The organism is Pseudomonas sp. YQ_5, from assembly GCF_043103305.1.
Classification (GTDB): domain Bacteria; phylum Pseudomonadota; class Gammaproteobacteria; order Pseudomonadales; family Pseudomonadaceae; genus Aquipseudomonas; species Aquipseudomonas putida_Y.
In genome coordinates this window covers 31633-53357 of sequence record NZ_JBICJS010000092.1, presented here as the reverse complement: position 1 = coordinate 53357, position 21725 = coordinate 31633, and the positions used below count along the sequence as shown (strand labels likewise).

24 protein-coding genes are annotated in these 21725 nt (G+C 62.5%); 16 read left to right on the top strand and 8 right to left on the bottom strand.

Going from position 1 to position 21725, the window contains the following annotated elements; genetic code table 11:
* Positions 1 to 93 precede the first annotated feature (93 nt).
* Positions 94 to 2037 (top strand): FTR1 family protein, encoded by a 1944-nt coding sequence (locus ACF8EA_RS20115; protein WP_392523065.1) that lies wholly within the window; start codon positions 94 to 96, stop codon positions 2035 to 2037.
* A 62-nt stretch (positions 2038 to 2099) separates the two neighbouring features.
* Here ACF8EA_RS20115 and ACF8EA_RS20110 read toward each other — a convergent pair whose 3' ends face one another.
* Both ACF8EA_RS20110 and ACF8EA_RS20105 read right to left on the bottom strand, forming a co-directional pair.
* Complete coding sequence (locus tag ACF8EA_RS20110; RefSeq protein WP_021782549.1) at positions 2100 to 2345, bottom strand: TIGR02647 family protein; 246 nt, start codon at positions 2343 to 2345, stop codon at positions 2100 to 2102.
* A 69-nt stretch (positions 2346 to 2414) separates the two neighbouring features.
* Positions 2415 to 2717: a hypothetical protein gene (locus ACF8EA_RS20105; protein WP_021782550.1), complete on the bottom strand. Its 303-nt coding sequence runs from the start codon at positions 2715 to 2717 to the stop codon at positions 2415 to 2417.
* A gap of 148 nt (positions 2718 to 2865) precedes the next feature.
* On the opposite strand from ACF8EA_RS20105, the gene ACF8EA_RS20100 reads away from it, so the two are divergent.
* Positions 2866 to 3528 carry a glutathione S-transferase gene (locus ACF8EA_RS20100; protein ID WP_392523063.1) on the top strand — a complete coding sequence of 221 codons (663 nt, stop codon included), beginning with the start codon at positions 2866 to 2868 and terminating at the stop codon, positions 3526 to 3528.
* A gap of 124 nt (positions 3529 to 3652) precedes the next feature.
* Here the strand turns inward: ACF8EA_RS20100 and argH are convergent, their stop codons facing one another.
* Positions 3653 to 5047, bottom strand: a complete 1395-nt coding sequence (argH, locus tag ACF8EA_RS20095) for an argininosuccinate lyase (RefSeq protein WP_021782552.1) — start codon at positions 5045 to 5047, stop codon at positions 3653 to 3655.
* A 297-nt stretch (positions 5048 to 5344) separates the two neighbouring features.
* On the opposite strand from argH, the gene ACF8EA_RS20090 reads away from it, so the two are divergent.
* The 7 genes from ACF8EA_RS20090 to ACF8EA_RS20060 all read left to right on the top strand — a co-directional run bounded on the left by ACF8EA_RS20090 (position 5345) and on the right by ACF8EA_RS20060 (position 11724).
* A complete protein-coding gene (locus tag ACF8EA_RS20090) occupies positions 5345 to 6088 on the top strand; it encodes a LytTR family DNA-binding domain-containing protein (protein WP_021782553.1) in 744 nt (247 codons plus the stop codon).
* A 118-nt stretch (positions 6089 to 6206) separates the two neighbouring features.
* Positions 6207 to 7148, top strand: a complete 942-nt coding sequence (gene hemC / locus ACF8EA_RS20085; RefSeq protein ID WP_021782554.1) for a hydroxymethylbilane synthase — start codon at positions 6207 to 6209, stop codon at positions 7146 to 7148.
* Positions 7145 to 7912, top strand: coding sequence for a uroporphyrinogen-III synthase (locus ACF8EA_RS20080; protein ID WP_021782555.1), 768 nt, complete (start codon positions 7145 to 7147; stop codon positions 7910 to 7912). Before hemC ends, ACF8EA_RS20080 begins: the two co-directional genes overlap by 4 nt.
* Positions 7913 to 7957: 45 nt before the next feature.
* Positions 7958 to 9058 carry a uroporphyrinogen-III C-methyltransferase gene (locus tag ACF8EA_RS20075; RefSeq protein ID WP_392523061.1) on the top strand — a complete coding sequence of 367 codons (1101 nt, stop codon included), beginning with the start codon at positions 7958 to 7960 and terminating at the stop codon, positions 9056 to 9058.
* Positions 9055 to 10293, top strand: a complete 1239-nt coding sequence (locus tag ACF8EA_RS20070; RefSeq protein ID WP_021782557.1) for a heme biosynthesis protein HemY — start codon at positions 9055 to 9057, stop codon at positions 10291 to 10293. The genes ACF8EA_RS20075 and ACF8EA_RS20070 overlap by 4 nt, the downstream gene beginning before the upstream one ends.
* 222 nt (positions 10294 to 10515) lie before the next feature.
* A complete protein-coding gene (locus tag ACF8EA_RS20065) occupies positions 10516 to 11022 on the top strand; it encodes a disulfide bond formation protein B (protein WP_021782558.1) in 507 nt (168 codons plus the stop codon).
* Positions 11023 to 11253: 231 nt separating this feature from the next.
* Entirely contained in the window at positions 11254 to 11724 is a 471-nt protein-coding gene (locus ACF8EA_RS20060; RefSeq protein ID WP_021782559.1) for an Rsd/AlgQ family anti-sigma factor, read from the top strand.
* 8 nt (positions 11725 to 11732) lie between these two features.
* On the opposite strand, the gene ACF8EA_RS20055 is transcribed toward ACF8EA_RS20060, so the two are convergent.
* A complete protein-coding gene (locus ACF8EA_RS20055) occupies positions 11733 to 12371 on the bottom strand; it encodes an FKBP-type peptidyl-prolyl cis-trans isomerase (RefSeq protein WP_392523059.1) in 639 nt (212 codons plus the stop codon).
* A gap of 178 nt (positions 12372 to 12549) precedes the next feature.
* Between ACF8EA_RS20055 and ACF8EA_RS20050 the strand changes: the two genes are divergently transcribed.
* A complete protein-coding gene (locus ACF8EA_RS20050) occupies positions 12550 to 13563 on the top strand; it encodes an AlgP family protein (protein ID WP_392523057.1) in 1014 nt (337 codons plus the stop codon).
* Here ACF8EA_RS20050 and ACF8EA_RS20045 read toward each other — a convergent pair.
* Positions 13542 to 14021: a TIGR02444 family protein gene (locus tag ACF8EA_RS20045; RefSeq protein WP_103470275.1), complete on the bottom strand. Its 480-nt coding sequence runs from the start codon at positions 14019 to 14021 to the stop codon at positions 13542 to 13544. The genes ACF8EA_RS20050 and ACF8EA_RS20045 overlap by 22 nt on opposite strands.
* A 50-nt stretch (positions 14022 to 14071) precedes the next feature.
* Here ACF8EA_RS20045 and ACF8EA_RS20040 point away from each other — a divergent pair, with 50 nt between their 5' ends.
* The 3 genes from ACF8EA_RS20040 to ACF8EA_RS20030 all read left to right on the top strand — a co-directional run bounded on the left by ACF8EA_RS20040 (position 14072) and on the right by ACF8EA_RS20030 (position 17400).
* Positions 14072 to 15982, top strand: coding sequence for an ATP-binding cassette domain-containing protein (locus ACF8EA_RS20040; RefSeq protein WP_392523055.1), 1911 nt, complete (start codon positions 14072 to 14074; stop codon positions 15980 to 15982).
* Positions 15982 to 16569: a mechanosensitive ion channel family protein gene (locus tag ACF8EA_RS20035; RefSeq protein WP_103443290.1), complete on the top strand. Its 588-nt coding sequence runs from the start codon at positions 15982 to 15984 to the stop codon at positions 16567 to 16569. The genes ACF8EA_RS20040 and ACF8EA_RS20035 overlap by 1 nt, the downstream gene beginning before the upstream one ends.
* A gap of 198 nt (positions 16570 to 16767) precedes the next feature.
* On the top strand, positions 16768 to 17400 hold the full coding sequence (locus tag ACF8EA_RS20030) for a LysE family transporter (RefSeq protein WP_103443291.1): 633 nt from the start codon (positions 16768 to 16770) through the stop codon (positions 17398 to 17400).
* Positions 17401 to 17448: 48 nt separating this feature from the next.
* Here the strand turns inward: ACF8EA_RS20030 and ACF8EA_RS20025 are convergent, their stop codons facing one another.
* Positions 17449 to 18201, bottom strand: coding sequence for a slipin family protein (locus ACF8EA_RS20025; RefSeq protein ID WP_021782566.1), 753 nt, complete (start codon positions 18199 to 18201; stop codon positions 17449 to 17451).
* A 2-nt stretch (positions 18202 to 18203) separates the two neighbouring features.
* Positions 18204 to 19550 (bottom strand): nodulation protein NfeD, encoded by a 1347-nt coding sequence (locus ACF8EA_RS20020; protein WP_392523053.1) that lies wholly within the window; start codon positions 19548 to 19550, stop codon positions 18204 to 18206.
* Between the two features lie 99 nt (positions 19551 to 19649).
* On the opposite strand from ACF8EA_RS20020, the gene ACF8EA_RS20015 reads away from it, so the two are divergent.
* The 3 genes from ACF8EA_RS20015 (at position 19650) to ACF8EA_RS20005 (ending at position 21120) form a co-directional block, all read left to right on the top strand.
* Positions 19650 to 20108 (top strand): aminoacyl-tRNA deacylase, encoded by a 459-nt coding sequence (locus ACF8EA_RS20015; RefSeq protein ID WP_252461685.1) that lies wholly within the window; start codon positions 19650 to 19652, stop codon positions 20106 to 20108.
* Positions 20109 to 20169: 61 nt separating this feature from the next.
* Complete coding sequence (locus ACF8EA_RS20010; RefSeq protein WP_392523052.1) at positions 20170 to 20412, top strand: DUF2789 domain-containing protein; 243 nt, start codon at positions 20170 to 20172, stop codon at positions 20410 to 20412.
* Between the two features lie 69 nt (positions 20413 to 20481).
* Positions 20482 to 21120, top strand: a complete 639-nt coding sequence (locus tag ACF8EA_RS20005; RefSeq protein WP_021782570.1) for a hypothetical protein — start codon at positions 20482 to 20484, stop codon at positions 21118 to 21120.
* 6 nt (positions 21121 to 21126) lie between these two features.
* Here the strand turns inward: ACF8EA_RS20005 and ACF8EA_RS20000 are convergent, their stop codons facing one another.
* Positions 21127 to 21564, bottom strand: a complete 438-nt coding sequence (locus ACF8EA_RS20000; RefSeq protein WP_392523051.1) for a CBS domain-containing protein — start codon at positions 21562 to 21564, stop codon at positions 21127 to 21129.
* Positions 21565 to 21725: the final 161 nt, after the last annotated feature.

Genomic DNA, 21725 nt, shown 5'->3' with positions numbered 1-21725 from the left:
GCTCGGCCAACCCTCCCGCTTCACCTAATTTGCAGCAAGATTTTTCATGAAATCCGCCCTGCGGCCTTGAGCGAAGCAAAATGTAAGTGAACAATGTTCTCTTTCGCATTCCCTCCGAGACTGGCCATGAATTCCCGTTTCCGTCTACTTGCCTGGCTACCGGCTGTGTTGCTTGGCCCGGTGCTGGCGCTGTGCAGTAACCTGGCGCTGGCAGAAGCCCCCGCCGAGGCCACCAAGGCCTTGCATTTGCTCGATTACATCGGTGCCGACTACCCGCCGACCGTACAAGACGGCAAGGTGATCGACGATGGCGAGTATCGCGAACAACAGGAGTTCAGCGCGGTATTGGCCGATCTGCTCAAAGGCCTGCCGGCAAATGCTGAGCAAAATGGTCTGGAGCAAGGTGTTCAAGCGCTACGCCAAGCCATCGACCAACGCCAGGAGGGCGCCGCAGTCGCCAAACAGGCCCGGCAGCTGGGTGCGCGACTGGCTGTGGCCTACGAGGTCAGCCAGGCACCGGTGATTACCCCGGACCCAGCCCGCGGTGCTGCGCTGTACGCGCAAAACTGCTCGATTTGCCACGGCGAAACCGGCGCCGGCGATGGCCCGGCTGGCGTGGGCCTGGAGCCTGCACCCGCCAACCTGCGCGATGTTTCGCGCCTGGACCAGTTGAGCCTGTTCGACCTCTACAACACCCTGGCCCTGGGTATCGACGGCACCGAAATGCCGTCGTTTGCCGACCAACTGGACGACCGCCAGCGCTGGGACGTGGCCGCGTACATCGCCAGCTTCACCGCCAAGCCGGAAGCGGGCAAGGGTGACAAGACCTGGAACCTCGCCGACCTGTCTCGCCAGACGCCGGCCGAAGTCGCCGCCAACGAAGGCACTGCGGCCGTCGAGGCATTCCGTGCCCAGCGTGCCCAACCGCCGCAAGTAAAGCGCGGCCCGGCGCAATTGCTCGAATACACGGCCAGCACACTGGACAAGAGCCTGGCGGCCTACCGCGCAGGCGACCACGATCAGGCCTACGACCTGTCGGTGGCGGCCTACCTGGAAGGTTTCGAGCTGGTGGAAAGTTCGCTGGACAACATCGACACCCAGGCGCGCAAGGACACCGAAAAAACGTTGATGGCCTACCGCCAGTCCTTGCAGGACGGCTTGCCCGTGGCCCAGGCCGAACAGCGTCTGGCCGACGCCAAAACCAAGCTCGAGCAGGCGGCCAAGCTGCTGGGCAGCGATGGCCTGAGCTGGACGCTGAGCTATATCTCCGGTTTGCTGATCCTGCTGCGTGAAGGCCTCGAGGCGATTCTGGTGCTGGCGGCGATCCTGGCCTTCCTGCGCAATACCGGGCAGCAGTCGGCAGTGCGCAGCGTAAACATCGGCTGGGGCCTGGCGCTGGTTGCCGGCTTCGCCACCTGGGCGCTGGCGGCCTATGTGATCGATGTGGGGGGCGCTCAGCGCGAGCTGCTGGAAGGCTGCACGGCGCTGTTCGCCGCGGTAATGGTGCTGTGGCTTGGCGTGTGGATGCATGATCGCCGCCACGCTGCCGCCTGGAAGGACTACATCAAGAGCAGCCTGGTCAGCGGCGGCGGGCGCTTCGGTTTTGCTGTGCTGGCCTTTTTCTCGGTATACCGCGAATTGTTCGAAGTAATCCTGTTCTACGAGACCCTGTGGCTGCAGGCAGGCCCTGCCGGGCATCAAGCGGTGCTGGCGGGTGGTGCGACGGCACTGATGCTGCTGGTGGGCCTTGCCTGGGTGATTTTGCGGGGTTCGGCCAAGCTGCCGCTTTCGCTGTTCTTCAGCATCAACGCCGCGCTGCTGTGCGCGCTGTCGGTAGTATTCGCCGGGCATGGCGTGAAGGCGCTGCAAGAGGCCGGCGTGCTGGGCACACGGCCGGTGGCGTTCTTCGAGTTCGATTGGCTGGGGATTCATGCCGATGCCTACTCGCTGTCGGCGCAGGCGGTGGCGTTGCTGGCCATCGTGCTCCTCTACGGCCGCTCGTGGCTGGCGGAAAGGCGCAGTGCTGCGGCCAACTGAGTGGAGCGTGCGCGGTCCCACAGGGACCGCGCAAGGCCTCAGATCTTGCGCAAGCCTGATGCTCAGGCCGGCTGTGGCGCCTTGAGAATGTTCTGCAGCAGTTGGACACTTTCAACGGCGTCATGACCCAGACTGGTCAGGTAGCCGCCATCCGGTTGATCGGTCAGCCCCTTCTCATGCAGGCGTTGTGCCGCCGCGATCAGGGCGGGGGATGCGGTGCTGGTTATCTTGATGCCTTCCTGGCTGCTGTCGTGTTTGAACAGCGCGAGTACTTCCAGTTCGTCGATCAGATCGGGGGTAAAAGGCATGGCAGCTCCTGACTTCCAGACAAGGATGGCGGCACCGTCAGCGGTGCCTGATCTTCGAGTGTAGCCGGGTTATTCGTCGTCGCCTTGATCCATCTCAGGCGGCAGCTCCGGCAGTGCCCGCAGAGCGTTCTCATACCACTCGCCGTTGAACGCACGGTCCTCTACCAGCATGTTGTCGATTTCGAAGGCCAGCACATGGGCCATCAGGTTCAGAATGTCTTCACGCTCATAGCCGACCAGCGTCAGCTTGTTGAAAGTGGCCTTGGCCGCAGGCGGCTCGCCGCTCTCGATCTGGTTTTCGATGGCTTGGGTCAGCGTGGCCTCGGCGAAGGCTTCGTCGTCGTCATTGCCGATGTCGGTGGGCTCGCTCATGGCGGTACTCCTAGGATGGGATGCAACAGTGTGCCATGCCTATGGCGGCAATGCCCGAGCATTGACGCGGTGCATGACGCTGGTCAGCGGCAGGCGTTCAGTCTATAAAAGCCAGGCCAACCCCTTACGGCCTGGAGGCTGTTACCTCATGCTCAAGCTTCATGGATTCTCGGTCAGCAACTACTACAACATGGTCAAGTTGGCCCTACTTGAAAAAGGTCTGCCCTTCGAGGAAGTCACCTTCTATGGCGGCCAGGCGCCACAGGCGTTGGAAGTGAGCCCGCGGGGCAAGGTTCCGGTGCTGCAGACCGAGCAGGGCTTCCTCAGCGAAACCAGTGTGATCCTCGACTACATCGAACAGACCCAAAGCGGCAAGGCACTGCTGCCGGTCGACCCGTTCGAGCAGGCCAAGGTGCGTGAACTGCTCAAGGAAATCGAGCTGTACATCGAGCTGCCGGCGCGTACCTGCTACGCCGAGTCGTTCTTTGGCATGTCGGTCGAACCACTGATCAAAGAGAAAGCGCGTGCTGACCTGCTGGCCGGGTTTGCCACGCTCAAGCGCAACGGGCGCTTTGCACCCTATGTGGCGGGCGAGCAACTGACGCTGGCAGACCTGATGTTCTGCTTCTCGGTCGACCTGGCCAACGCGGTGGGCAAGAAGGTGCTGAGCATCGACTTCCTGGCGGACTTCCCGCAGGCCAAGGCATTGCTGCAGTTGATGGGCGAGAACCCGCACATGGCGCGGATCTTGGCGGACAAGGAAGCGTCGATGCCGGCCTTCATGGAGATGATCCGCAGCGGTAAACGCTGAGTCTGGTGTTGTGCCCTTCGCGGGCATGCCCGCTCCCACAGGTCTGCACCGCTATTGAAACTTGTGCAATATCTGTGGGAGCGGGCGTGCCCGCGAACGAGGGCGAAGCCCTCGCCTTGGGGGGTTAGCGAGACGCCAACAGGGCCTTGCCACGAACAACGGCAGCGCGCACCTGCGCCGGCGCCGTACCACCAATGTGGTTACGGGCATTCACCGAACCTTCCAGAGTCAGCACGGCAAACACGTCCTGTTCGATCTGGTCGCTGAACTGGCGCAGTTCGTCCAGGCTCATCTCGGCCAGGTCCTTGCCAGTGTCCACACCATACTTCACCGCGTGGCCGACGATCTCGTGGCAGTCACGGAATGGCAGGCCACGGCGAACCAGGTAGTCGGCCAGGTCGGTAGCGGTGGAGAAGCCGCGCAGGGCCGCTTCACGCATGATGGCGTGCTTGGGCTTGATTGCCGGGATCATGTCAGCAAAGGCTCGCAGCGAGTCGCGCAGGGTGTCGGCGGCGTCGAACAGCGGTTCCTTGTCTTCCTGGTTGTCCTTGTTGTAGGCCAGCGGTTGGCCTTTCATCAGGGTCAGCAGGCCGGTCAGGGCGCCGAACACGCGGCCGCTCTTGCCGCGTACCAGCTCTGGCACGTCCGGGTTCTTTTTCTGCGGCATGATCGAGCTGCCGGTGCAGAAGCGGTCCGGAAGGTCGATGAACTGGAACTGCGCGCTGGTCCACAGCACCAGCTCTTCGGAGAAGCGCGAAAGGTGCATCATCGCCACGCTGGCTGCGGCGCAGAATTCGATGGCGAAATCACGGTCCGACACGCCATCCAGCGAGTTGCCGGCCACGGCTTCAAAGCCCAGCAGCTTGCAGGTCAGTTCACGGTCGATCGGGTAGGTGGTGCCGGCCAGTGCGGCGCTGCCCAGTGGCATGCGGTTGGTGCGCTTGCGGCAGTCGACCAGGCGCTCATAGTCGCGGCTGAGCATTTCGAACCACGCCAGCAGGTGGTGACCAAAGGTGACCGGCTGCGCCGTCTGCAGGTGGGTGAAACCAGGCATGATGGTTTCGGCTTCACGCTCTGCCTGCTCCAGCAGGCCCTGCTGCAGGCGGGTGATTTCGCCCAGGATCAGGTCGATTTCGTCGCGCAGCCAAAGGCGGATGTCGGTGGCCACCTGGTCGTTGCGGCTACGGCCGGTGTGCAGCTTCTTGCCGGTGATACCGATGCGGTCGGTCAGGCGTGCTTCGATGTTCATGTGCACGTCTTCGAGGTCGACACGCCAGTCGAAGTTGCCGGCTTCAATCTCGCCCTGGATGGTTTTCAGGCCATCGATGATGGTGTCGCGCTCGTCATCACTGAGCACGCCGACCTGCGCCAGCATGGTGGCATGGGCAATCGAACCCATGATGTCGTGACGGTACAGGCGCTTGTCGAAATCTACCGAGGCGGTGAAGCGGGCGACGAAGGCGTCGACGGGCTCACTGAAGCGGCCGCCCCAGGACTGATTGGTCTTGTCGGTGCTCATGGATTCACTCATTGCAGGCGTGAACGAAAAAGTGGCGTCGATGATAGCAGGGTTGGGCTGGCTGCCGCAGGGCGCCGGTCGAGAGAAATGCCCGGAAAATCGCAGAGAAGGATTTCAAGGAATGAACGGCAGTGTTCCACGGACCGTCTACAGTTGGACAAAGGACTGGCAGTGAATCTGCCGGGCCGAGTGAATCTTTGGCCATCGCACCGGTCTAGAGCGTGACCGCAGTGTCGCTCGAACCACACCTGTCTACGCTATACCTGTGCGAGACTCATTCAGGAATCCAGCGCAATTATGAATGTCCTGATCGTTGATGACGAACCCCAAGGCCGTGAACGCCTCAGCCGGCTGCTCGGCGAACTGGAGGGGTACACCGTGCTGGAGCCCAGCGCCACCAACGGCGATGAAGCCTTGGCGCTGATTGAAAGCCTCAAGCCCGATGTGGTCCTGCTGGACATCGGCATGCCAGGCCTGGATGGCCTGCAGGTCGCCGCTCGCCTGTGCGAACGGGAGGCGCCGCCCGCGGTGGTGTTTTGCTCCGGGGATGATGAATACGGTGCAGAGGCATTCAAGGACAGTACCCTCAGCCATGTGACCAAGCCCTTCCAGGCGCAGGCCTTGCGCGATGCCTTGCGCAAGGCCGAAAAACCCAACCGTGCCCAATTGGCGGCGCTTACCCGGCCAGCCAATGAAGGCGGCGGCCCTCGCAGCCATATAAGCGCCCGCACGCGTAAAGGCATCGAACTGATCCCTTTACCCCAGGTGATCTATTTCATTGCCGATCACAAGTATGTGACCTTGCGTCACGAAGCCGGGGAGGTGCTGCTTGACGAGCCACTCAAAGCCCTGGAGGACGAATTTGGCGAACGCTTCGTGCGCATCCACCGCAATGCGTTGGTCGCCCGTGAGCGCATAGAACGCTTGCAGCGCACCCCGCTGGGGCACTTTCAGCTGTATCTGAAAGGCCTGGACGGCGATGCCTTGACAGTCAGCCGTCGCCATGTGGCCGGTGTGCGCAAGATGATGCAGACCCTCTGAGGCCCTCGGGTCCGGGCCGCTCCTGCTCCTGGCTGCGTATGACCTGTTGATCCGTATCTGCAAGCGATACCGGCGATGCTGTTATCATCGGCGGTATTTCTCTGGATCGGGGCGTTTCATGTCCACTCGCGAAATCCGCATTGCCACCCGTAAAAGTGCTTTGGCCCTGTGGCAGGCCGAATACGTCAAGGCCCGCCTCGAGCAGGCCCACACCGGTCTGAAGGTGACCCTCGTACCCATGGTCAGCCGTGGTGACAAGTTGCTCGACGCGCCGCTGGCAAAAATCGGCGGGAAGGGCCTGTTCGTCAAGGAACTGGAAACCGCGCTGTTGGACAACGAAGCCGACATCGCCGTGCACTCGATGAAAGACGTGCCCATGGACTTCCCCGAGGGCCTGGGCCTGTACTGCATCTGCGAGCGTGAAGACCCGCGTGATGCCTTTGTTTCCAATACCTTTGACAGCCTTGAAGCGCTGCCCGCCGGCAGTATCGTCGGGACCTCAAGCCTACGCCGTCAGGCCCAGTTACTGGCGCGCCGCCCGGACCTGCAAATCCGTTTTCTGCGCGGCAACGTCAATACCCGCCTGGCGAAGCTGGATGCCGGCGAGTACGACGCCATCATCCTCGCCGCAGCGGGCCTGATCCGTCTGGGCTTCGAAGACCGCATCACCTCCACCATCAGCGTCGATGACAGCCTGCCGGCAGGTGGTCAGGGCGCGGTGGGCATCGAGTGCCGCAGTGCCGACGTTGAGATCCATGCACTGCTGGCGCCACTGCACCATGTCGACACCGCTGACCGGGTGATGGCCGAGCGCGCGCTGAACAAACGCCTGAATGGTGGCTGCCAAGTGCCGATCGCCTGCTACGCGGTACTTGAAGGTGACCAGTTGTGGCTACGTGGCCTGGTCGGCCAGCCTAGCGGCGGGACCTTGCTGGTGGCCGATGCCCGTGCCCCGCGTGCTGCTGCCGAGACCTTGGGCGTACAGGTGGCCGAAGACCTGCTGGGGCAGGGCGCCGAGGCCATTCTCAAGGAAGTCTACGGCGAGGCCGGTCACCCGTGAGCCAATGGCGCCTGTTGCTGACCCGGCCTGCCGAGGACTGTGCGGCGCTGGCGCAAAGCCTGGCGGCAGCGGGCGTGGGTAGCAGTTGCCTGCCTCTGCTGGAAATTGAACCTATTACCGTGCAGGCCCCACAGCGACTGTCGCTGGAGGGCTTGCATGACTTCCAGGCGATCCTTGTGGTCAGCAAGCCGGCCGCCCGGCTGTTGCTAGAGCATCTGGCCCAGGCCAGCATCCAGCCTCCGCAGCGAGGCTGGTTCACCGTGGGTGAGGCAACCGCTGGGGTGCTGCAGGGTGCAGGGCTGGAGGTAAGCTTTCCGCCGCGTGGCGATGACAGCGAAGCCTTGCTGGCACTGCCGGCCCTGCGCCAGGCACTTACCGAGCCGGCACCGCGTGTCTTGATCGTTCGCGGCGTCGGAGGTCGCGAACTGCTGGCAGAGCGTCTTGCAGAGCAAGGTGCTAGTGTCGAATATCTGGAACTGTATCGTCGCTGCCTGCCGGCCTACCCGGCGGGTACGCTGATGCGCCGCATTGAAGCGGAACGCCTCAATGGCCTGGTGGTCAGCAGTGGGCAGGGTTTTGAACATTTGCAGCAGATGGCCGGTGCCGATTGGCTGCGGCTGGCCCAGTTGCCGCTGTTCGTGCCCAGCCCGCGGGTTGCCGAGCAGGCCAAGGCCGCCGGGGCCCAACAGGTTGTGGATTGCCGTGGCGCCAGTGCCACGGCCTTGCTGGCAGCCGTGCAGCGTAGCGCTGCACCTGCCTCTTAAGGCGCTAAGCTGAATGCGGTGCGCCCCCATGCAAAGGATGGATACGTGAGCGAGACTGTCTTGTCCAATAACGATCAACCGTCGGCACAGGCGCCTGCGGAACCCGTTACCACCCCACCTGCCAAGCGCTCCGGCAGTGGCCTGGCAGCGCTGGCCTTGCTGCTTGGTGCGGCCGGGGTGGCGGTAGGTGGCTGGGGTGTCTGGCAGGTGCGGCAACTGCAGGGCAGTGAGTTCAACCAGGGCCAGCACATCGAGGCGCTGAACCAGCGCGCCGAGGCGCTGCAGCAACGTGAGCAGCAGATCAGTGCGCAACTGGCCAGTCTGCCAGCTGCCAGCGAGCTGGAAGACCGCCGGCGTTTGGTAGCCCAGCTACAGGGCGACCAGCAACGTCTCAGTCAGCGCCTGGAAACCGTGCTGGGAGAAAGCCGCAAAGAGTGGCGCCTGGCCGAAGCCGAGCACCTCCTGCGCCTGGCTACCCTGCGCCTTTCGGCGTTGCAGGACATCACCAGTGCCAAAGCCTTGGTCGAAGGCGCCGACGAGATCCTGCGCGAGCAGAGCGACCCGGGTGCCTTCGCTGCCCGCGAGCAACTGGCACGCAGCCTGGCCATGCTCAACAGCACTGAGCAACCCGACCGAACCGGCCTGTTCTTGAAACTGGCTGCACAGCGTGAGTTGGTACAGCAGCTGAGCGCCCAGTCACCCGAGTTCGACAGCAACGCCGATGCGCTTGGTGCCCTGACCGCCGACGGTGATGGTGCCAGCAGGCTGTCGCAGTGGTGGGCAGAAATATCCAAGTACTTCCAGATCGACTTCAACGCCGATGAAAACGTGCGTCCGTTGCTGGCCGGGCAGCAACTGAACCAGCTGCGCCTGGCCTTGAGCCTCACTATCGAGCAGGCCCAGTGGGCGGCGCTCAATGGCGATGCCAAGGTTTACACGCAGGCGCTGGACGACGCCCGCAGCGTACTGCTGGCCAACTTCAACGCAGACAACCCGCAAAGCAAGGCCATGCTCGACAGCCTCAATGCCTTGGCCGATCAGCCGGTGTCGGTGGTTACCCCTGACCTCAGTGAAAGCCTGGCGGCTGTGCAGGCCTATATTCAGCGCCGTCACCTGCCGGCCGAGGCTGAAGGGGGCAAGCCATGAAGCGTGTCTACCTGTTGGCCGTGCTTGCAATCGTGGTTGCTGCGGCACTGGGCATCGCGGTCGCCAAGCACAGCGGCTATGTACTGATTTCCTATGGTGGCTTCCGTTATCAGTCGGGGCTGTGGGCAGCCTTGGCGGGTATTTTGGCGGTCGTCCTGCTGCTGTGGTTGCTGCGCTATCTGGTCGGCCTGGTGCTGACCTCCAGTGGTGTGGTCAACCCTTGGTCACGGCGCAACCGCAGCCGACGTATCCGCCTGGCGATCGAACAGGGCCAGCTCGATCTCGCCGAAGGCCGCTGGGCCAGTGCCCAGCGACACTTGCACCGTGCCGCCGAGGCTGAGCGCCAGCCGTTGTTGTACTACCTTGGTGCCGCGCGCGCGGCCAACGAGCAGGGCCGCACCGAAGACAGCGACAACCTGCTGGAGCGTGCCCTGGAGCGCCAGCCACAAGCGGAGCTGGCCATTGCCCTGACCCATGCCCAATTGCAGATGGACCGCGGTGAAAGCGATGGAGCCCTGGAAACCCTGCTGGCCATGCAGGAACGTCACCCGCACAACAGCCAGGTGCTGCGCTTGCTGCAACGCCTGCACCTGGAGCGCGGCGACTGGTCTGCACTGATCCGCCTGCTGCCCGACCTGCGCAAGGGCAAGGTGCTGCCGGCTGCCGAGCTGGCGGCTCTGGAACAACGTGCCTGGGGCCAGAACCTGAGCCTGGCCGCCACCCGTGGCGAAGACACGCAAAGTGCACGTCAATCCTTGGAGCGCGCTTGGCAGCAACTGACCGCAGCCCAGCGCCAAGAGCCACAACTGGTGCTGGCGTACGCCGAGCAATTGCGCCAGGTAGGTGCCCAGAACGAGGCTGAACAAGTGCTGCGCACTGCCCTCAAGCGCGACTACGAAAGCCATCTGGCCCGCCTTTATGGCCTGGTGCGTGGGGATGACCCGGCACGTCAGTTGCAAACCGCTGAAGGTTGGCTCAAGGCTCACCCGCAAGACGCAAGCCTGCTGCTGACCCTGGGTCGTCTGAGCCTGCAGAACCGCCTGTGGGGTAAGGCGCGTGACTACCTGGAAAGCAGCCTGCGCATGGAGCGCAACCCCGAGGCCTGTGCTGAACTGGCCCGCCTGCTTGCGGGGCTGGGCGAGACCGAGCGCAGCAACCAACTATTCCAGGAGGGCCTTGGCCTTCTGGACGAGCGCCTGCTGGCGCTGCCTTTGCCAGAAGGCGTACGCGCCTGACCCACCCCAAGGCCCGCGCCAAGGTGCGGGCTTTGGGGGCAGGTAATTTATCTTTTCCTGTCAGTTAGATCTGAAGTCCGTTTCTTCCGTCGTCTCCTACCTCATATCTGGAAATTTCCTACGCGATTCAGCGACTTGTCGTTGTTGTCGTGCCTTGAAACAAAGCGTGTCTTTCCTCTACCGTTTCAAGCCACTACTTTTTCCCCGGGACCTTCACCGCCCATGCTGCCGGCCCGTTTGCGCACCTTTTTTCTTCCTGCCTGCCTGGTTGCACTGGCGGTACTGGTTGCGTCTTTTCGTCTGGAAAACACAGTGGGGCTGAGGCCGTGCCCACTGTGCCTCAGCCAACGGTTGCTGCTTGGCGTTTACGCGCTGCTGTGTTTCGCAGCCGTGCTGCAGGCGCCGGGCACGCAGGGCATCCTTCGTTACGCTCGGCTGGCGCTGGGCTGCTCGCTGGCCGGCGCATTGCTGGCCGCACGGCATGTCTGGTTGCAGGGTGTTGAGGTGGGCAATGATGTATGCCCGGTGCCGATAGGGCGAGTGTTCGAGCAATCCTGGGGTGAGGCGGCACGGCAACTGTTGCTGGGTGGCCCGGATTGCCGTTCGCTTGCCTGGAGCTTTCTCGATCTGACACTGCCGGAATGGAGCCTGTTGGCGTTCCTGCTGCTGGCGGCTCTGCCCTTGAGTTGCCTGCTGGCGTATCGTTTCCGCACCCTGGCTAGAACATGACCTGGCGCAAGGTTAAGCCATTAGCGCGACCAATGGCGATGTAACAGGTTATTAAACACTTGTATGAACTTTGTGTGCTGCGTACCTTGAAGGGCAGCACGCGCGGGAATAATCTCCCAGCACGCATACCGGAAAAACAACTGCTCGATGCCGTCCTGCTGATGTCACCTTTGTGCTGCGCGGTCGTGGTGCGAGGTGCAGCGGCATCTACCCAGAAGGGAAGAGATCGCCATGCTCGATAGTTGTCAGAACGCCCAGGAACGCTGGGGTGGGGTTCACAAGCTGATCGACCGTTGGCTGGAGGAGCGCCAGGAACTGGTGCAGGCTTTTCGCGCCCTGCGCGATGTGAAGCCAGCCTTCGCCGACAAGGACACCAACGGGGACTTTTGCTCACTTCTGGTCGACTACGTTTCGGCGTGGCACTTCGAAGTCTGCGAGCAACTGGTCAGCGAGGCCAAGGCGTTCGGAGACGAGAAGGCGCTGAAGCTGGCCGAAGAGATCAACCCTCGGATCAACGACAGTACTCAGATTGCACTGGCCTTCAATGACCATTGCGCCAAGGGGGAGTGCAAGGACACCGAACGCTTTGCCGAGAAGCTGGCCAAATTGGGCGGGTTGTTGCATGAGCGCTTCGAGCTTGAGGACTGCCTGATCGAAGTGCTGCACAACGCACACAAAGAAGAGGGTGCAGTGCAGGCCTGAGGTTGGCGTCAGTCGCCAACCGCCAGCAGTTCGATCTCGAATACCAAGGGGGTGTAGGGTGCAATCAAATCTCCCGCCCCCTCGGCGCCATAGGCTTGCGCTGAAGGAATTACCAGGCGCCATTTGGCGCCAACGTGCATTTTCGGCAAGGCGACCTGCCAGCCTTCGATAACCGAATCCAGGTTGAACCATTGTGGTGTCTGGTTTTGGTCGAATACCGAGCCATCCGGCAGTCTGCCCACATAGCGTACCTGCACTTTGCCGCCTGCTTTCGGCTGAGCCCCCGTGCCCGCCTGCAGTTCACTGTACAGCACACCTTCCGTTAGTTCGTGTACCCCGTAACGCCCACGCTCATTAGCCATGAAACGTGTTTCGGCAGCCTGCAGCTTTTGCGTGGCGGCGTCACTTTCCTGGGTTTCATGCTGCTGGAGCACCGCCTGCATGCGTGCCTTGTCGAGCTTGAGGGGTTGCCCCTGATAGGACTGCTTCAGGCCTTCGACCAGCGCATCCAGTTGCAAGCCCGGCATCTCCTGGCGCAGGCGTTCACCCAGGCTGGCACCCAGGCTGTAGGCCAAATCGTGGTCTTCGCTCTCGGCCAAGGCGAGGGGTGCCATCAGGCATAAACCTAAAACAAGATATCGAGGCAACGCCTGACTCCCAAATACCAGCAATGATTAATTCAGCAACTACACTTTCACGCAGCTGCAAGATAACAACTTTGCCCAGGCATGCAACGCGGCGTAAATATTACGGTCAACATGCCCTAGCGGCGGTAGCAGCAGAAGCATAGTATGAGCCGCAATCTCGTCAGCCAGGAGGTAAACCATGTCGGCCAAAAAGAAGCCAGTAAGTACGCCGTTACACCTGCTCCAGCAACTTTCGGGCAGCTTGCTCGAGCACTTGGAAGAGGCCTGCTCGCAAGCGCTGGCTGATGCGGAAAAACTGCTGGCGAAGTTGGAAAAGCAGCGTGGCAAGGCACAGGAAAAACTGCACAACGGTCGCCTGAAACTGCAAGACGCGGCCAAGGCAGGTAAAGCCAAGGCGCAGACCAAGGCGCAAAAAGCCATCGGTGAACTTGAGGAACTGCTCGATTCTCTCAAGGAACGTCAAACCCAGACCCGCTCTTACATTCAGCAACTCAAACGCGATGCTCAGGACAGCCTCAAGCTGGCCCAGGGTGTAGGCAAGGTACGCGAAGCTGCAGCCAAGGCACTTGATCAGCGTGCAGCGAAACCCACCAAGTCGGCTGCCGCCAAGCCTGCGGCCAAACCAGCTGCGAGGTCGACCGCTGCCGCCAAGCCTGCGGCCAAACCAGCTGCGAGGTCGGCCGCTGCCGCCAAGCCTGCGGCCAAACCAGCTGCGAGGTCGACCGCTGCTGCGAAGCCTGCGGCCAAACCGGCTGCCAAGGCGACTGCTGCCGCGAAGCCTGCGGCTAAACCGGCTGCCAAGGCGACCGCTGCCGCGAAGCCTGCGGCCAAACCGGCTGCCAAGGCGACCGCTGCCGCCAAGCCTGCGGCCAAACCGGCTGCCAAGGCGCCCGCTGCCGCGAAGCCTGCGGCCAAACCGGCTGCCAAGGCGCCCGCTGCCGCGAAGCCTGCGGCTAAACCAGCAGCCAAGGCGCCCGCAGCAGCCAAACCTGCGGCCAAGCCAGCTGCCAAAGCCCCTGCTGCCAAGCCAGCCACAAAACCAGCTGCCGCCAAGGCACCTGCACGCACGGCCGCTAAGCCTGCCGAGGCCAAACCCGCTACACCGGCCGCCGCAACCAACTCGGTGAGCCCGGCTGCAGCAGCACCGTCGGCACCTGTGAGCACGCCTGCTCAGGCACCTTCGGCGTCCTGAAGCGCAGCCGCTGCGACGCGCAACTGAACTAGCGCGTCGTGATGCAGAGCCTGGTCCGGTGCCAGCCGGGCCAACCAGTCGTCCGCGGGCTCATGGGAGCCCACGGGCCACTGTTGCGAGCGTTCCTGCAAGCGCTCAAGCAAGGCTTTTTCAGCCCGCAACTCCAACCCTTTCACCTGTTCACGTAATGCCGCCAGTTGTGTATCACCCGATGCTGTGGCTCGCCATTGCTGGCGCAGGCTGCGTAGCGGGGTAACCACGTCACGCTGCCAGGGCTCGGCGAGTTCTTGCAGTGCTTGTGCGCGTTCGCCCAGCACGGTTACTCCGCGTGCTTGTAGCCAGGTTGCGCACAGCAGCAGGCAGACATCACCGCCCAGTGCCTGCAGTTCAAGGCAGGCGGCTTCCACGCCGGGCCTGGCATACAGGGTCAGGGCGTAATTCCAAAGGTCGGTGTGCATGGTTCCACTCGCGCTATGGGCCGAGGAAGCTGGTAGACTCCGCGACCATCATGATCAGACTATCCAACCTCACTTTACAGCGTGGTCCGCAGCGCTTGCTAGAAGGCGCCGAGATGACCCTGCACGCCGGTCACAAGGCCGGCCTGATCGGCGCCAACGGCGCCGGAAAATCCAGCCTGTTCGCCTTGCTGCGCGGTGAGCTGTCACCCGATGCCGGTGACTGCCAACTGCCCGGCGACTGGCGCATCGCCCACATGCGCCAAGAGGTCGACACCCTCGACCGCCTGGCTGTGGACTATGTGCTTGACGGCGACGTGCGCCTGCGCAAGGTCCAGGCCGAACTGGCCGCGGCCGAGCAGGCCCACGACGGCACCGCCCTGGCGCGCCTGCACAGTGAGCTGGAAAGCGCCGACGGCTATACCGCCGACGCCCGTGCGCGCAAATTGCTGGCTGGGCTGGGCTTCACCAACGAGCAGATGGACCGCCGTGTCGGCGATTTCTCTGGTGGCTGGCGGATGCGCCTGAACCTAGCCCAGGCCCTGATGTGCCCGTCCGACCTGTTGCTGCTCGACGAGCCTACCAACCACCTCGACCTCGACGCGATCCTGTGGCTGGAAGACTGGCTCAAGGGCTACCCCGGCACGTTGTTGCTGATCTCCCACGACCGTGACTTCCTTGATGCCGTGGTCGACCATGTGCTGCACGTCGAGCAGCGCAAGCTCAACTTGTACAAAGGCGGCTATACCGCCTTTGAGCGCACCCGTGCCGAGCGCCTGGCGCAGCAGCAGCAGGCCTACGAGAAGCAGCAGGCGCAGCGCGCGCACATGGAAAAGTACATTGCCCGCTTCAAGGCTCAGGCTACCAAGGCCCGTCAGGCGCAAAGCCGGATCAAGGCCCTTGAGCGCATGGAAGAGCTGTCGGCGGCGCATGTCGATTCGCCGTTCGACTTTGTCTTCCGTGAATCGCAGAAAATTTCCAGCCCGTTGCTGAGCCTTTCCGAAGGTCGCCTGGGTTATGGCGACAAGGCCATCCTCGACAAGGTCAAACTGCAGCTCACCCCAGGCGCTCGTATTGGTTTGCTTGGGCCCAACGGCGCCGGCAAGTCGACCCTGATCAAGAACCTTGCAGGTGAGCTGGAGCCGTTGTCGGGCCGTCTGGTTCGTGGCGAGAACCTGGCTGTAGGCTACTTTGCCCAGCATCAGCTGGACTCGCTGGACGACAAGGCCAGCCCGCTGCTGCACCTGCAGCGCATCGCCCCTACCGAGCGTGAGCAGACGCTGCGCGACTTCCTCGGCGGCTTCGACTTCCACGGTGCCCGCTGCGACGAGCCAGTGGTTAACTTCTCCGGTGGCGAAAAGGCTCGCCTGGCACTTGCGCTGATTGCCTGGGAGCGGCCAAACCTGCTGCTGCTTGACGAACCGACCAACCACCTGGACCTGGAAATGCGTCTGGCACTGACCATGGCCTTGCAGGAGTTTGCCGGTGCAGTGGTGGTGGTGTCCCACGACCGTCATTTGCTCAAGAGCACCACGGACGACTTCCTGCTGGTGGCCGACGGCAAGGTCGACACCTTCGACGGTGACCTGGAGGACTACAGCCGCTGGCTGGTCGAGTACCGCCAGCGCAGTGCGCCGGCCAGTACTGCACCGGCCAACCCGGACAAGACCGACAAGAAAGCCCAGCGCCAGGCTGCCGCAGCCTTGCGTCAGCAGTTGGCACCGCACAAGAAGGCTGCCGACAAGCTGGAAACCGAGCTCAACCAGGTGCACGCGCAGTTGGCCGAGATCGAGACCGCGCTGGGTGATGGTGGCCTTTACGAGGCGGCGCGCAAGGACGAGTTGCGCGACCTGCTGGCGCGCCAGACCAAGCTCAAGCAACGCGAAGGCGAGCTGGAAGAGGCCTGGATGGAAGCGCTGGAAACCCTTGAAAGCATGCAGGCCGAACTCGAGGCGCTGTCCTGATGGAGGAACTGCGTTCGCTGCTGCCAGGGCAATGGATGGATACCTTCTGGCTAGGCTTGCAGATACTCTTGATCCTGGTCGCGGCGTTCATCCTGCAGCGTATCGTCGCCCGTGGGCTTGGCCGACTCGGCCAGCGTTACCCGTTGCCGCCGGAGTTGCTGGTGCCCGTTCGCGGTGGCCTGCGCTGGCTGATCATGGGCAGCGCGCTGCTGTTCGTGCTGGAGCGCCTGGGTGTTTCGGCGACTGTGTTGTGGACAGCACTTTCCGGCTTCGTAGCGGTAGCGGCGGTGGCCTTCTTCGCCATGTGGAGCGTGTTGTCCAACCTGTTGTGCGCGGTGTTGATATTCACGGTTGGGCCGTTTCGCATCGGCGATGTGGTCGAGCTGGTCGACACCCTCGACAAGCCCGGTGTGAAAGGCCGGGTGATCGCCATCAACCTGCTGTTCACCACGCTGCTGGAAATGCCCGAGGCGGGTGGGGCGCTTGTGCAGGTGCCTAATAGCCAGTTCTTCCAGAAGTCAGTACGACGCTGGCGCGGGGCCGAGGTACAGGCCCTGCACAAAGAAACAGCTGCCGAAGCTGACTGAACCTGTACTGGCCCCTTCGCGGGCGCGCCCGCTCCCACAGGTATCCCACAGCGTCTGAAAATGCACTGTAGGCGTGGGAGCGGGCGTGCCCGCGAAGAGGTCAGGTCAGGCACCACAAATCCATCAGAAATCACTGGTTATTTTTTCGCCAAAACCTTAGCTTAACGTTTTGCAACAAATGTTCGAGCGAGGTGTGTGATGTCGATGGAAGTATGGTTGGGCTTCTTTGCTGCCTGCTGGGTGATCAGCCTTTCACCTGGTGCCGGGGCGATTGCCTCGATGTCCAGCGGCCTGCAATACGGCTTCTGGCGTGGTTACTGGAACGCCTTGGGCCTGCAGCTGGGCCTGATCATGCAGATCGCCATCATCGCCGCCGGCGTCGGTGCCATCCTGGCCGCCTCGGCCACGGCGTTCCAGGTCATCAAGTGGTTTGGCGTCGCCTACCTGGTGTACCTGGCCTACAAGCAATGGCGTGCACTGCCGATGGACATGAGCGATGAATCAGGCGTGCGCCCGATCGGCAAGCCGCTGAGCCTGGTTTTCCGTGGTTTCCTGGTCAACATCAGCAACCCCAAGGCGCTGGTGTTCATGCTGGCGGTGCTGCCGCAGTTCCTCAACCCGCATGCGCCGCTGCTGCCGCAATATGTGGCGATCACCGTGACCATGGTCACTGTCGACCTGCTGGTGATGGCGGGGTACACCGGGTTGGCTTCGCATGTGTTGCGCATGTTGCGCACACCCAAACAGCAGAAGCGTTTGAACCGGACCTTTGCCGGGTTGTTCATTGGTGCAGCCACCTTCCTCGCGACCTTGCGCCGCGCGCCGGTCTGACAGACCGAATACAGGCCATTCGCGGGCAAGCCCGCGATTGGTCCATCACTATTTCTCCTTGCCAGCCAGCCCCTTCAGCAAATCTATCGGCAGCGGGAAGACGATGGTCGAGCTCTTGTCCCCGGCAATCGCCCCCAGTGTCTGCATATAGCGCAACTGCATCGCCCCCGGCTCTTTGCTCAGCATTTGCGCGGCTTGCATCAGTTTCTCCGACGCTTGCAGTTCACCTTCGGCATGAATCACCTTGGCCCGACGTTCGCGCTCGGCCTCGGCCTGGCGGGCGATGGCGCGTATCATCGACTCGTTCAGGTCAACGTGCTTGATCTCGACGTTGGCCACCTTGATGCCCCAGGCATCCGTCTGCGCGTCCAGCACCTGGCGGATGTCCAGGTTCAATTGCTCGCGCTCTGCCAGCAGCTCATCCAGTTCGTGCTTGCCCAGCACCGCACGCAGGGTAGTCTGGGCCAGCTGGCTGGTCGCCACCAGAAAATCCTCGACCTGAATGATCGCTTTCTGCGGGTCGAGCACGCGAAAGTACAACACTGCGTTGACCTTGACCGAAACGTTGTCGCGGGTGATCACATCCTGCGGCGGCACATCCAGTACCACTGTACGCAGGTCGACCCGTACCATTTGCTGAATCACCGGGATCAACAGGATCAGCCCCGGCCCTTTGACCTGCCAGAAGCGCCCCAGTTGAAACACCACGCCGCGCTCGTATTCGCGCAGGATGCGAAACGCCGACAGCACCAGCATGGCCAGCACGATCAGCACAGCGCCGAAACCGAATTGCATGAACATGCTCATTCTCCTTGCGTCGCAGGGGCGGCGGCGCTCACTTCCAGCATCACGCCATGGCGCGCGGTCACCCGTACGTTCTGGCCAGTTTGCAGCGGTGTTGCGCACCGCGCTTGCCATGGCTCGCCCTGAGCCAGCACGACGCCACAGAATGGGTCACTTGCCATCACCTGGGTGACGGTGACCAGGCTGCCGACCAGGCCGGCGTCGCCACTGACCAGTGCCCGTTGGCGGGCCTTGAGAGCCATGCCCAGCACGCCACCGATCAGTAATGCCGAGAGCAGCGCCAGGGTGCCGATCAAGGCCAGAGGGATGCCGAAACCGGGAGCGTCGGTGTCGATCAGGATCAACGCGCCGACCACAAAGGCAACGATGCCGCCGAAGCCGACCACGCCGAAACTGGGCAAGAAGGCTTCGGCGATCATGAAGGTAATGCCAAGCAGGATCAGCGCCACCCCGGCGAAACTCACCGGCAATAGCTGCAGCGCATACAGCGCCAGCAGCAGGCAGATACCACCGACCACACCACCCACCGCAGAACCGGGGTTCATGAATTCGAACAACAGGCCGTAAACGCCGATCATGATCAGGATCAGCGCTACGCTGGGGTTGGTGATGACCGCCAGAACCCTAGTGCGCCAGTCCGGCAGGTGCTCGACCACGCTGGCGCCTGCGGTTTGCAACTGGCGTGGCTGGCCGGCCACCTGGAGCGTTTTGCCGTCGAGCTTGCGCAGCAGGTCAGGCAGGTCATCGGCTACCTGATCGATCACGTTCAGCCGCAAGGCCTCGCTGGCGGACAGGCTGACCGCCTCGCGCACGGCCTTCTCCGCCCAGTCGGCGTTGCGGCCGCGCATTTGCGCCAGGCCACGGATGTAAGCGGCGGCGTCGTTGACCTGTTTGCGTGCGAGGGCTTCATCGTCGCCGCCTTTGGCCTTGTCCTCATCGGGCGTGCCAGGCGGGCCGCCGATCCGCACCGGTGTGGCAGCACCCAGATTGGTCCCGGGCGCCATCGCCGCAATATGGCTGGCGTAGAGAATATAGGTGCCGGCGCTGGCGGCGCGGGCTCCGCTGGGGGCAACGTAGCTGGCGACCGGTACAGGGCTGGCGAGAATTGCCTTGATCATCTGGCGCATGGCGCTGTCCAGCCCGCCCGGGGTATCCATGCGGATAACCACCAGTTGCGCGCCTTGTGCCTGGGCCTGGCCGAGGCTGCGTACCAGGTAGTCGGCGCTGGCCGGGCCGATGGCGTCGTCGATGCCCAGCACCCACACCGCGCCGGGCGCGGCCTGGCCACTTGGCGTGATGCCAAGCAACAACAGCAGCAACAGCCAGCGCCAGCAGTGGGCGATCACCTGTCGTCACCTCATTTGCGCGTATTTACACAAGTTTAGCCCCGACCACTCGTACCCGGCCTAAAATTGAAAATTGGGGGGCGAAACCGGAGGTGCATCATGCGTATGGCAAAGACCCTGCAGGCCAGCCTGGACAAGGCCAACTGCGACTACGACATCATTCCCCACCCACATTCGGCCACCAGCCTGGAGTCAGCCCGTATGGCCGGCGTGCCCGCAGAGCGGGTCGCCAAGGCGGTGATGGTCGATGATCGTCACGGCAACTACATCATGGCCGTGCTACCGGCCAACCGGCATCTGGACATGGACAAGGTGCGTATGTCCGGGGCCTGGCATCTGACCCGTGAAAGCGGTCTGCCGAGCCTGTTCAATGACTGCGAGCGCGGTGCCGTGCCGGCCCTTGGCGATGCTTACCAGATAAAAATGCTGCTCGACCCGAGTCTCACCCGCCAAGGCGATGTCTACCTGGAGGCGGGTGACCACGATCACCTGATTCACATGAGCATGGAGCAGTACATGAAACTGGTGCCGCACGCTGAAGTGTGCGAGCTGTGCTGATGTTTTCAAACCAATGCCAGGCGGGCGTCGTGGACGGCTTGCCTGGCGCTCAGGAGGAACCATGGAAGCGCCGATCCATCCCTTTGCCGAGCTGTTCAAGCAGTTGGGCTTGCCCGACGATCCCAAGAGTATCGATCAGTTCATTACCTGCCATTCCCCGCTGAAAAACGAAATCAAGCTGGTGGATGCGCCGTTCTGGAGCGACGCTCAGCGTGCATTTCTCAAGGAAAGCATCATTGACGATTCCGATTGGGCTGTGCCCTTCGATCAACTCAACGAAGCATTGCGCCGCCCCCGAAAATAAAGCGCCGAGCGGCACCTGACGAGTGATCGGCCGTTGCTATGCTCAGGAAAACAATAAGGGGATAGCGCGATGAAAGATCCCTACGCACCAGGCTTCTGGTGTTCCGTGACGATCCTGGGCACCCTGACGGCCAGTTACTTCTATGGCATCAGGCAGACGCAACAGATGACCCAGGCGGTGCATTTCCTGTATGCCGCTGCAGCAGTCACTGTGGCGGTTGCTCTGGTGGCGCTGACATGGATCGCCTGGCAGCAGTTGCGCCTGAACAAGCGCGAAGTGGTGCAGGGGCGAACGTTGCTGACCATCTGGAACACCAAGGTTGCACTACGCCGCGTCGAGACGGTTTTCGACCGCTATTTCTGGGGCAGCTACTGGCATTCGGGGCGTACCTTCGAAGAGGTCATGGGCGAGCTCAGGGGCACACCGCTGGAGCAGAGCCTGGATGCGCTGAAGCGCCAGTGCCGGGTGCTCGACCGCGAAATCCATGACCGCCATCACCACTGGCTGGCCAATGCTCGCGACCTGTCCAGCGTGGCACAGGCGATGGCCCGTGAACGCTACCAGCTGGACCTCGGCGAGCCCACGCACAGCGGCCACGGCAATACGGCAGTGCTCAACCGCGACCTGGAAGTGTTGGTGTACACCTGGTCGGCGCGCTTGCGTAGCTTCGACCATCAACTGGACGAGCTGGAGCGCGCCTACCATTGAGGCGCGTCATTCGCCGCGGATGTACTGCTCCATTTGCTTGATCAGGTTGGCCTGTTCGGCGATGGTTTCCTTGACCAGGTCACCGATCGACAGCAGGCCGAGCAATCTGCCGTTGTCGACCACCGGCAGGTGACGCAGGTGGCGGTCGGTCATCAGGTTCATGCAGAAATCGAGCTTTTGCTTGGGTTCCACGGTGACCACCGGTGCACTCATGATTTCGCGTACCGGGGTGGCGGCGGAAGAGCGGCCCTTGAGGACCAGTTTGCGCGCATAGTCCCGTTCACTGACGATACCCACTACCTGGCTGCCCTCGACTACAGGCAGCGCACCGATGTTTTTCTCCGCCAGCAGTTTCAGGGCGTCGAGCACCGAGTCATCCGGGCCGATGGTGTAGACGGTCTGGTGCTGGGACTTGGTCTTGAGGATTTGTTCGACGGTCTTCATACGGGCCTCTGCGGGTGAAAAAAGCACTGTCTCGGAGTAACTAAAGCATCCGGTACGGCGCTCTGCACGGCAATGCAGGAAACGGCATGGAGGCGATTGAAAAACGTCATTGCTGTTCGCTTGCAGCGGTCTTTTTGCGGCTAAAGCCGCGAAGAGGCCGT

What these genes read in the sequence shown, in the direction of transcription:
- ACF8EA_RS20115 (WP_392523065.1), top strand. Translation starts at nt 94, where the DNA reads ATGTTCTCTTTCGCATTCCCTCCGAGACTGGCCATGAATTCCCGTTTC.
- ACF8EA_RS20110 (WP_021782549.1), bottom strand. Translation starts at nt 2,345, where the DNA reads ATGCCTTTTACCCCCGATCTGATCGACGAACTGGAAGTACTCGCGCTG.
- ACF8EA_RS20105 (WP_021782550.1), bottom strand. Translation starts at nt 2,717, where the DNA reads ATGAGCGAGCCCACCGACATCGGCAATGACGACGACGAAGCCTTCGCC.
- ACF8EA_RS20100 (WP_392523063.1), top strand. Translation starts at nt 2,866, where the DNA reads ATGCTCAAGCTTCATGGATTCTCGGTCAGCAACTACTACAACATGGTC.
- argH (WP_021782552.1), bottom strand. Translation starts at nt 5,047, where the DNA reads ATGAGCACCGACAAGACCAATCAGTCCTGGGGCGGCCGCTTCAGTGAG.
- ACF8EA_RS20090 (WP_021782553.1), top strand. Translation starts at nt 5,345, where the DNA reads ATGAATGTCCTGATCGTTGATGACGAACCCCAAGGCCGTGAACGCCTC.
- hemC (WP_021782554.1), top strand. Translation starts at nt 6,207, where the DNA reads ATGTCCACTCGCGAAATCCGCATTGCCACCCGTAAAAGTGCTTTGGCC.
- ACF8EA_RS20070 (WP_021782557.1), top strand. Translation starts at nt 9,055, where the DNA reads ATGAAGCGTGTCTACCTGTTGGCCGTGCTTGCAATCGTGGTTGCTGCG.
- ACF8EA_RS20065 (WP_021782558.1), top strand. Translation starts at nt 10,516, where the DNA reads ATGCTGCCGGCCCGTTTGCGCACCTTTTTTCTTCCTGCCTGCCTGGTT.
- ACF8EA_RS20060 (WP_021782559.1), top strand. Translation starts at nt 11,254, where the DNA reads ATGCTCGATAGTTGTCAGAACGCCCAGGAACGCTGGGGTGGGGTTCAC.
- ACF8EA_RS20050 (WP_392523057.1), top strand. Translation starts at nt 12,550, where the DNA reads ATGTCGGCCAAAAAGAAGCCAGTAAGTACGCCGTTACACCTGCTCCAG.
- ACF8EA_RS20045 (WP_103470275.1), bottom strand. Translation starts at nt 14,021, where the DNA reads ATGCACACCGACCTTTGGAATTACGCCCTGACCCTGTATGCCAGGCCC.
- ACF8EA_RS20040 (WP_392523055.1), top strand. Translation starts at nt 14,072, where the DNA reads ATGATCAGACTATCCAACCTCACTTTACAGCGTGGTCCGCAGCGCTTG.
- ACF8EA_RS20035 (WP_103443290.1), top strand. Translation starts at nt 15,982, where the DNA reads ATGGAGGAACTGCGTTCGCTGCTGCCAGGGCAATGGATGGATACCTTC.
- ACF8EA_RS20030 (WP_103443291.1), top strand. Translation starts at nt 16,768, where the DNA reads ATGTCGATGGAAGTATGGTTGGGCTTCTTTGCTGCCTGCTGGGTGATC.
- ACF8EA_RS20025 (WP_021782566.1), bottom strand. Translation starts at nt 18,201, where the DNA reads ATGTTCATGCAATTCGGTTTCGGCGCTGTGCTGATCGTGCTGGCCATG.
- ACF8EA_RS20015 (WP_252461685.1), top strand. Translation starts at nt 19,650, where the DNA reads ATGCGTATGGCAAAGACCCTGCAGGCCAGCCTGGACAAGGCCAACTGC.
- ACF8EA_RS20010 (WP_392523052.1), top strand. Translation starts at nt 20,170, where the DNA reads ATGGAAGCGCCGATCCATCCCTTTGCCGAGCTGTTCAAGCAGTTGGGC.
- ACF8EA_RS20005 (WP_021782570.1), top strand. Translation starts at nt 20,482, where the DNA reads ATGAAAGATCCCTACGCACCAGGCTTCTGGTGTTCCGTGACGATCCTG.
- ACF8EA_RS20000 (WP_392523051.1), bottom strand. Translation starts at nt 21,564, where the DNA reads ATGAAGACCGTCGAACAAATCCTCAAGACCAAGTCCCAGCACCAGACC.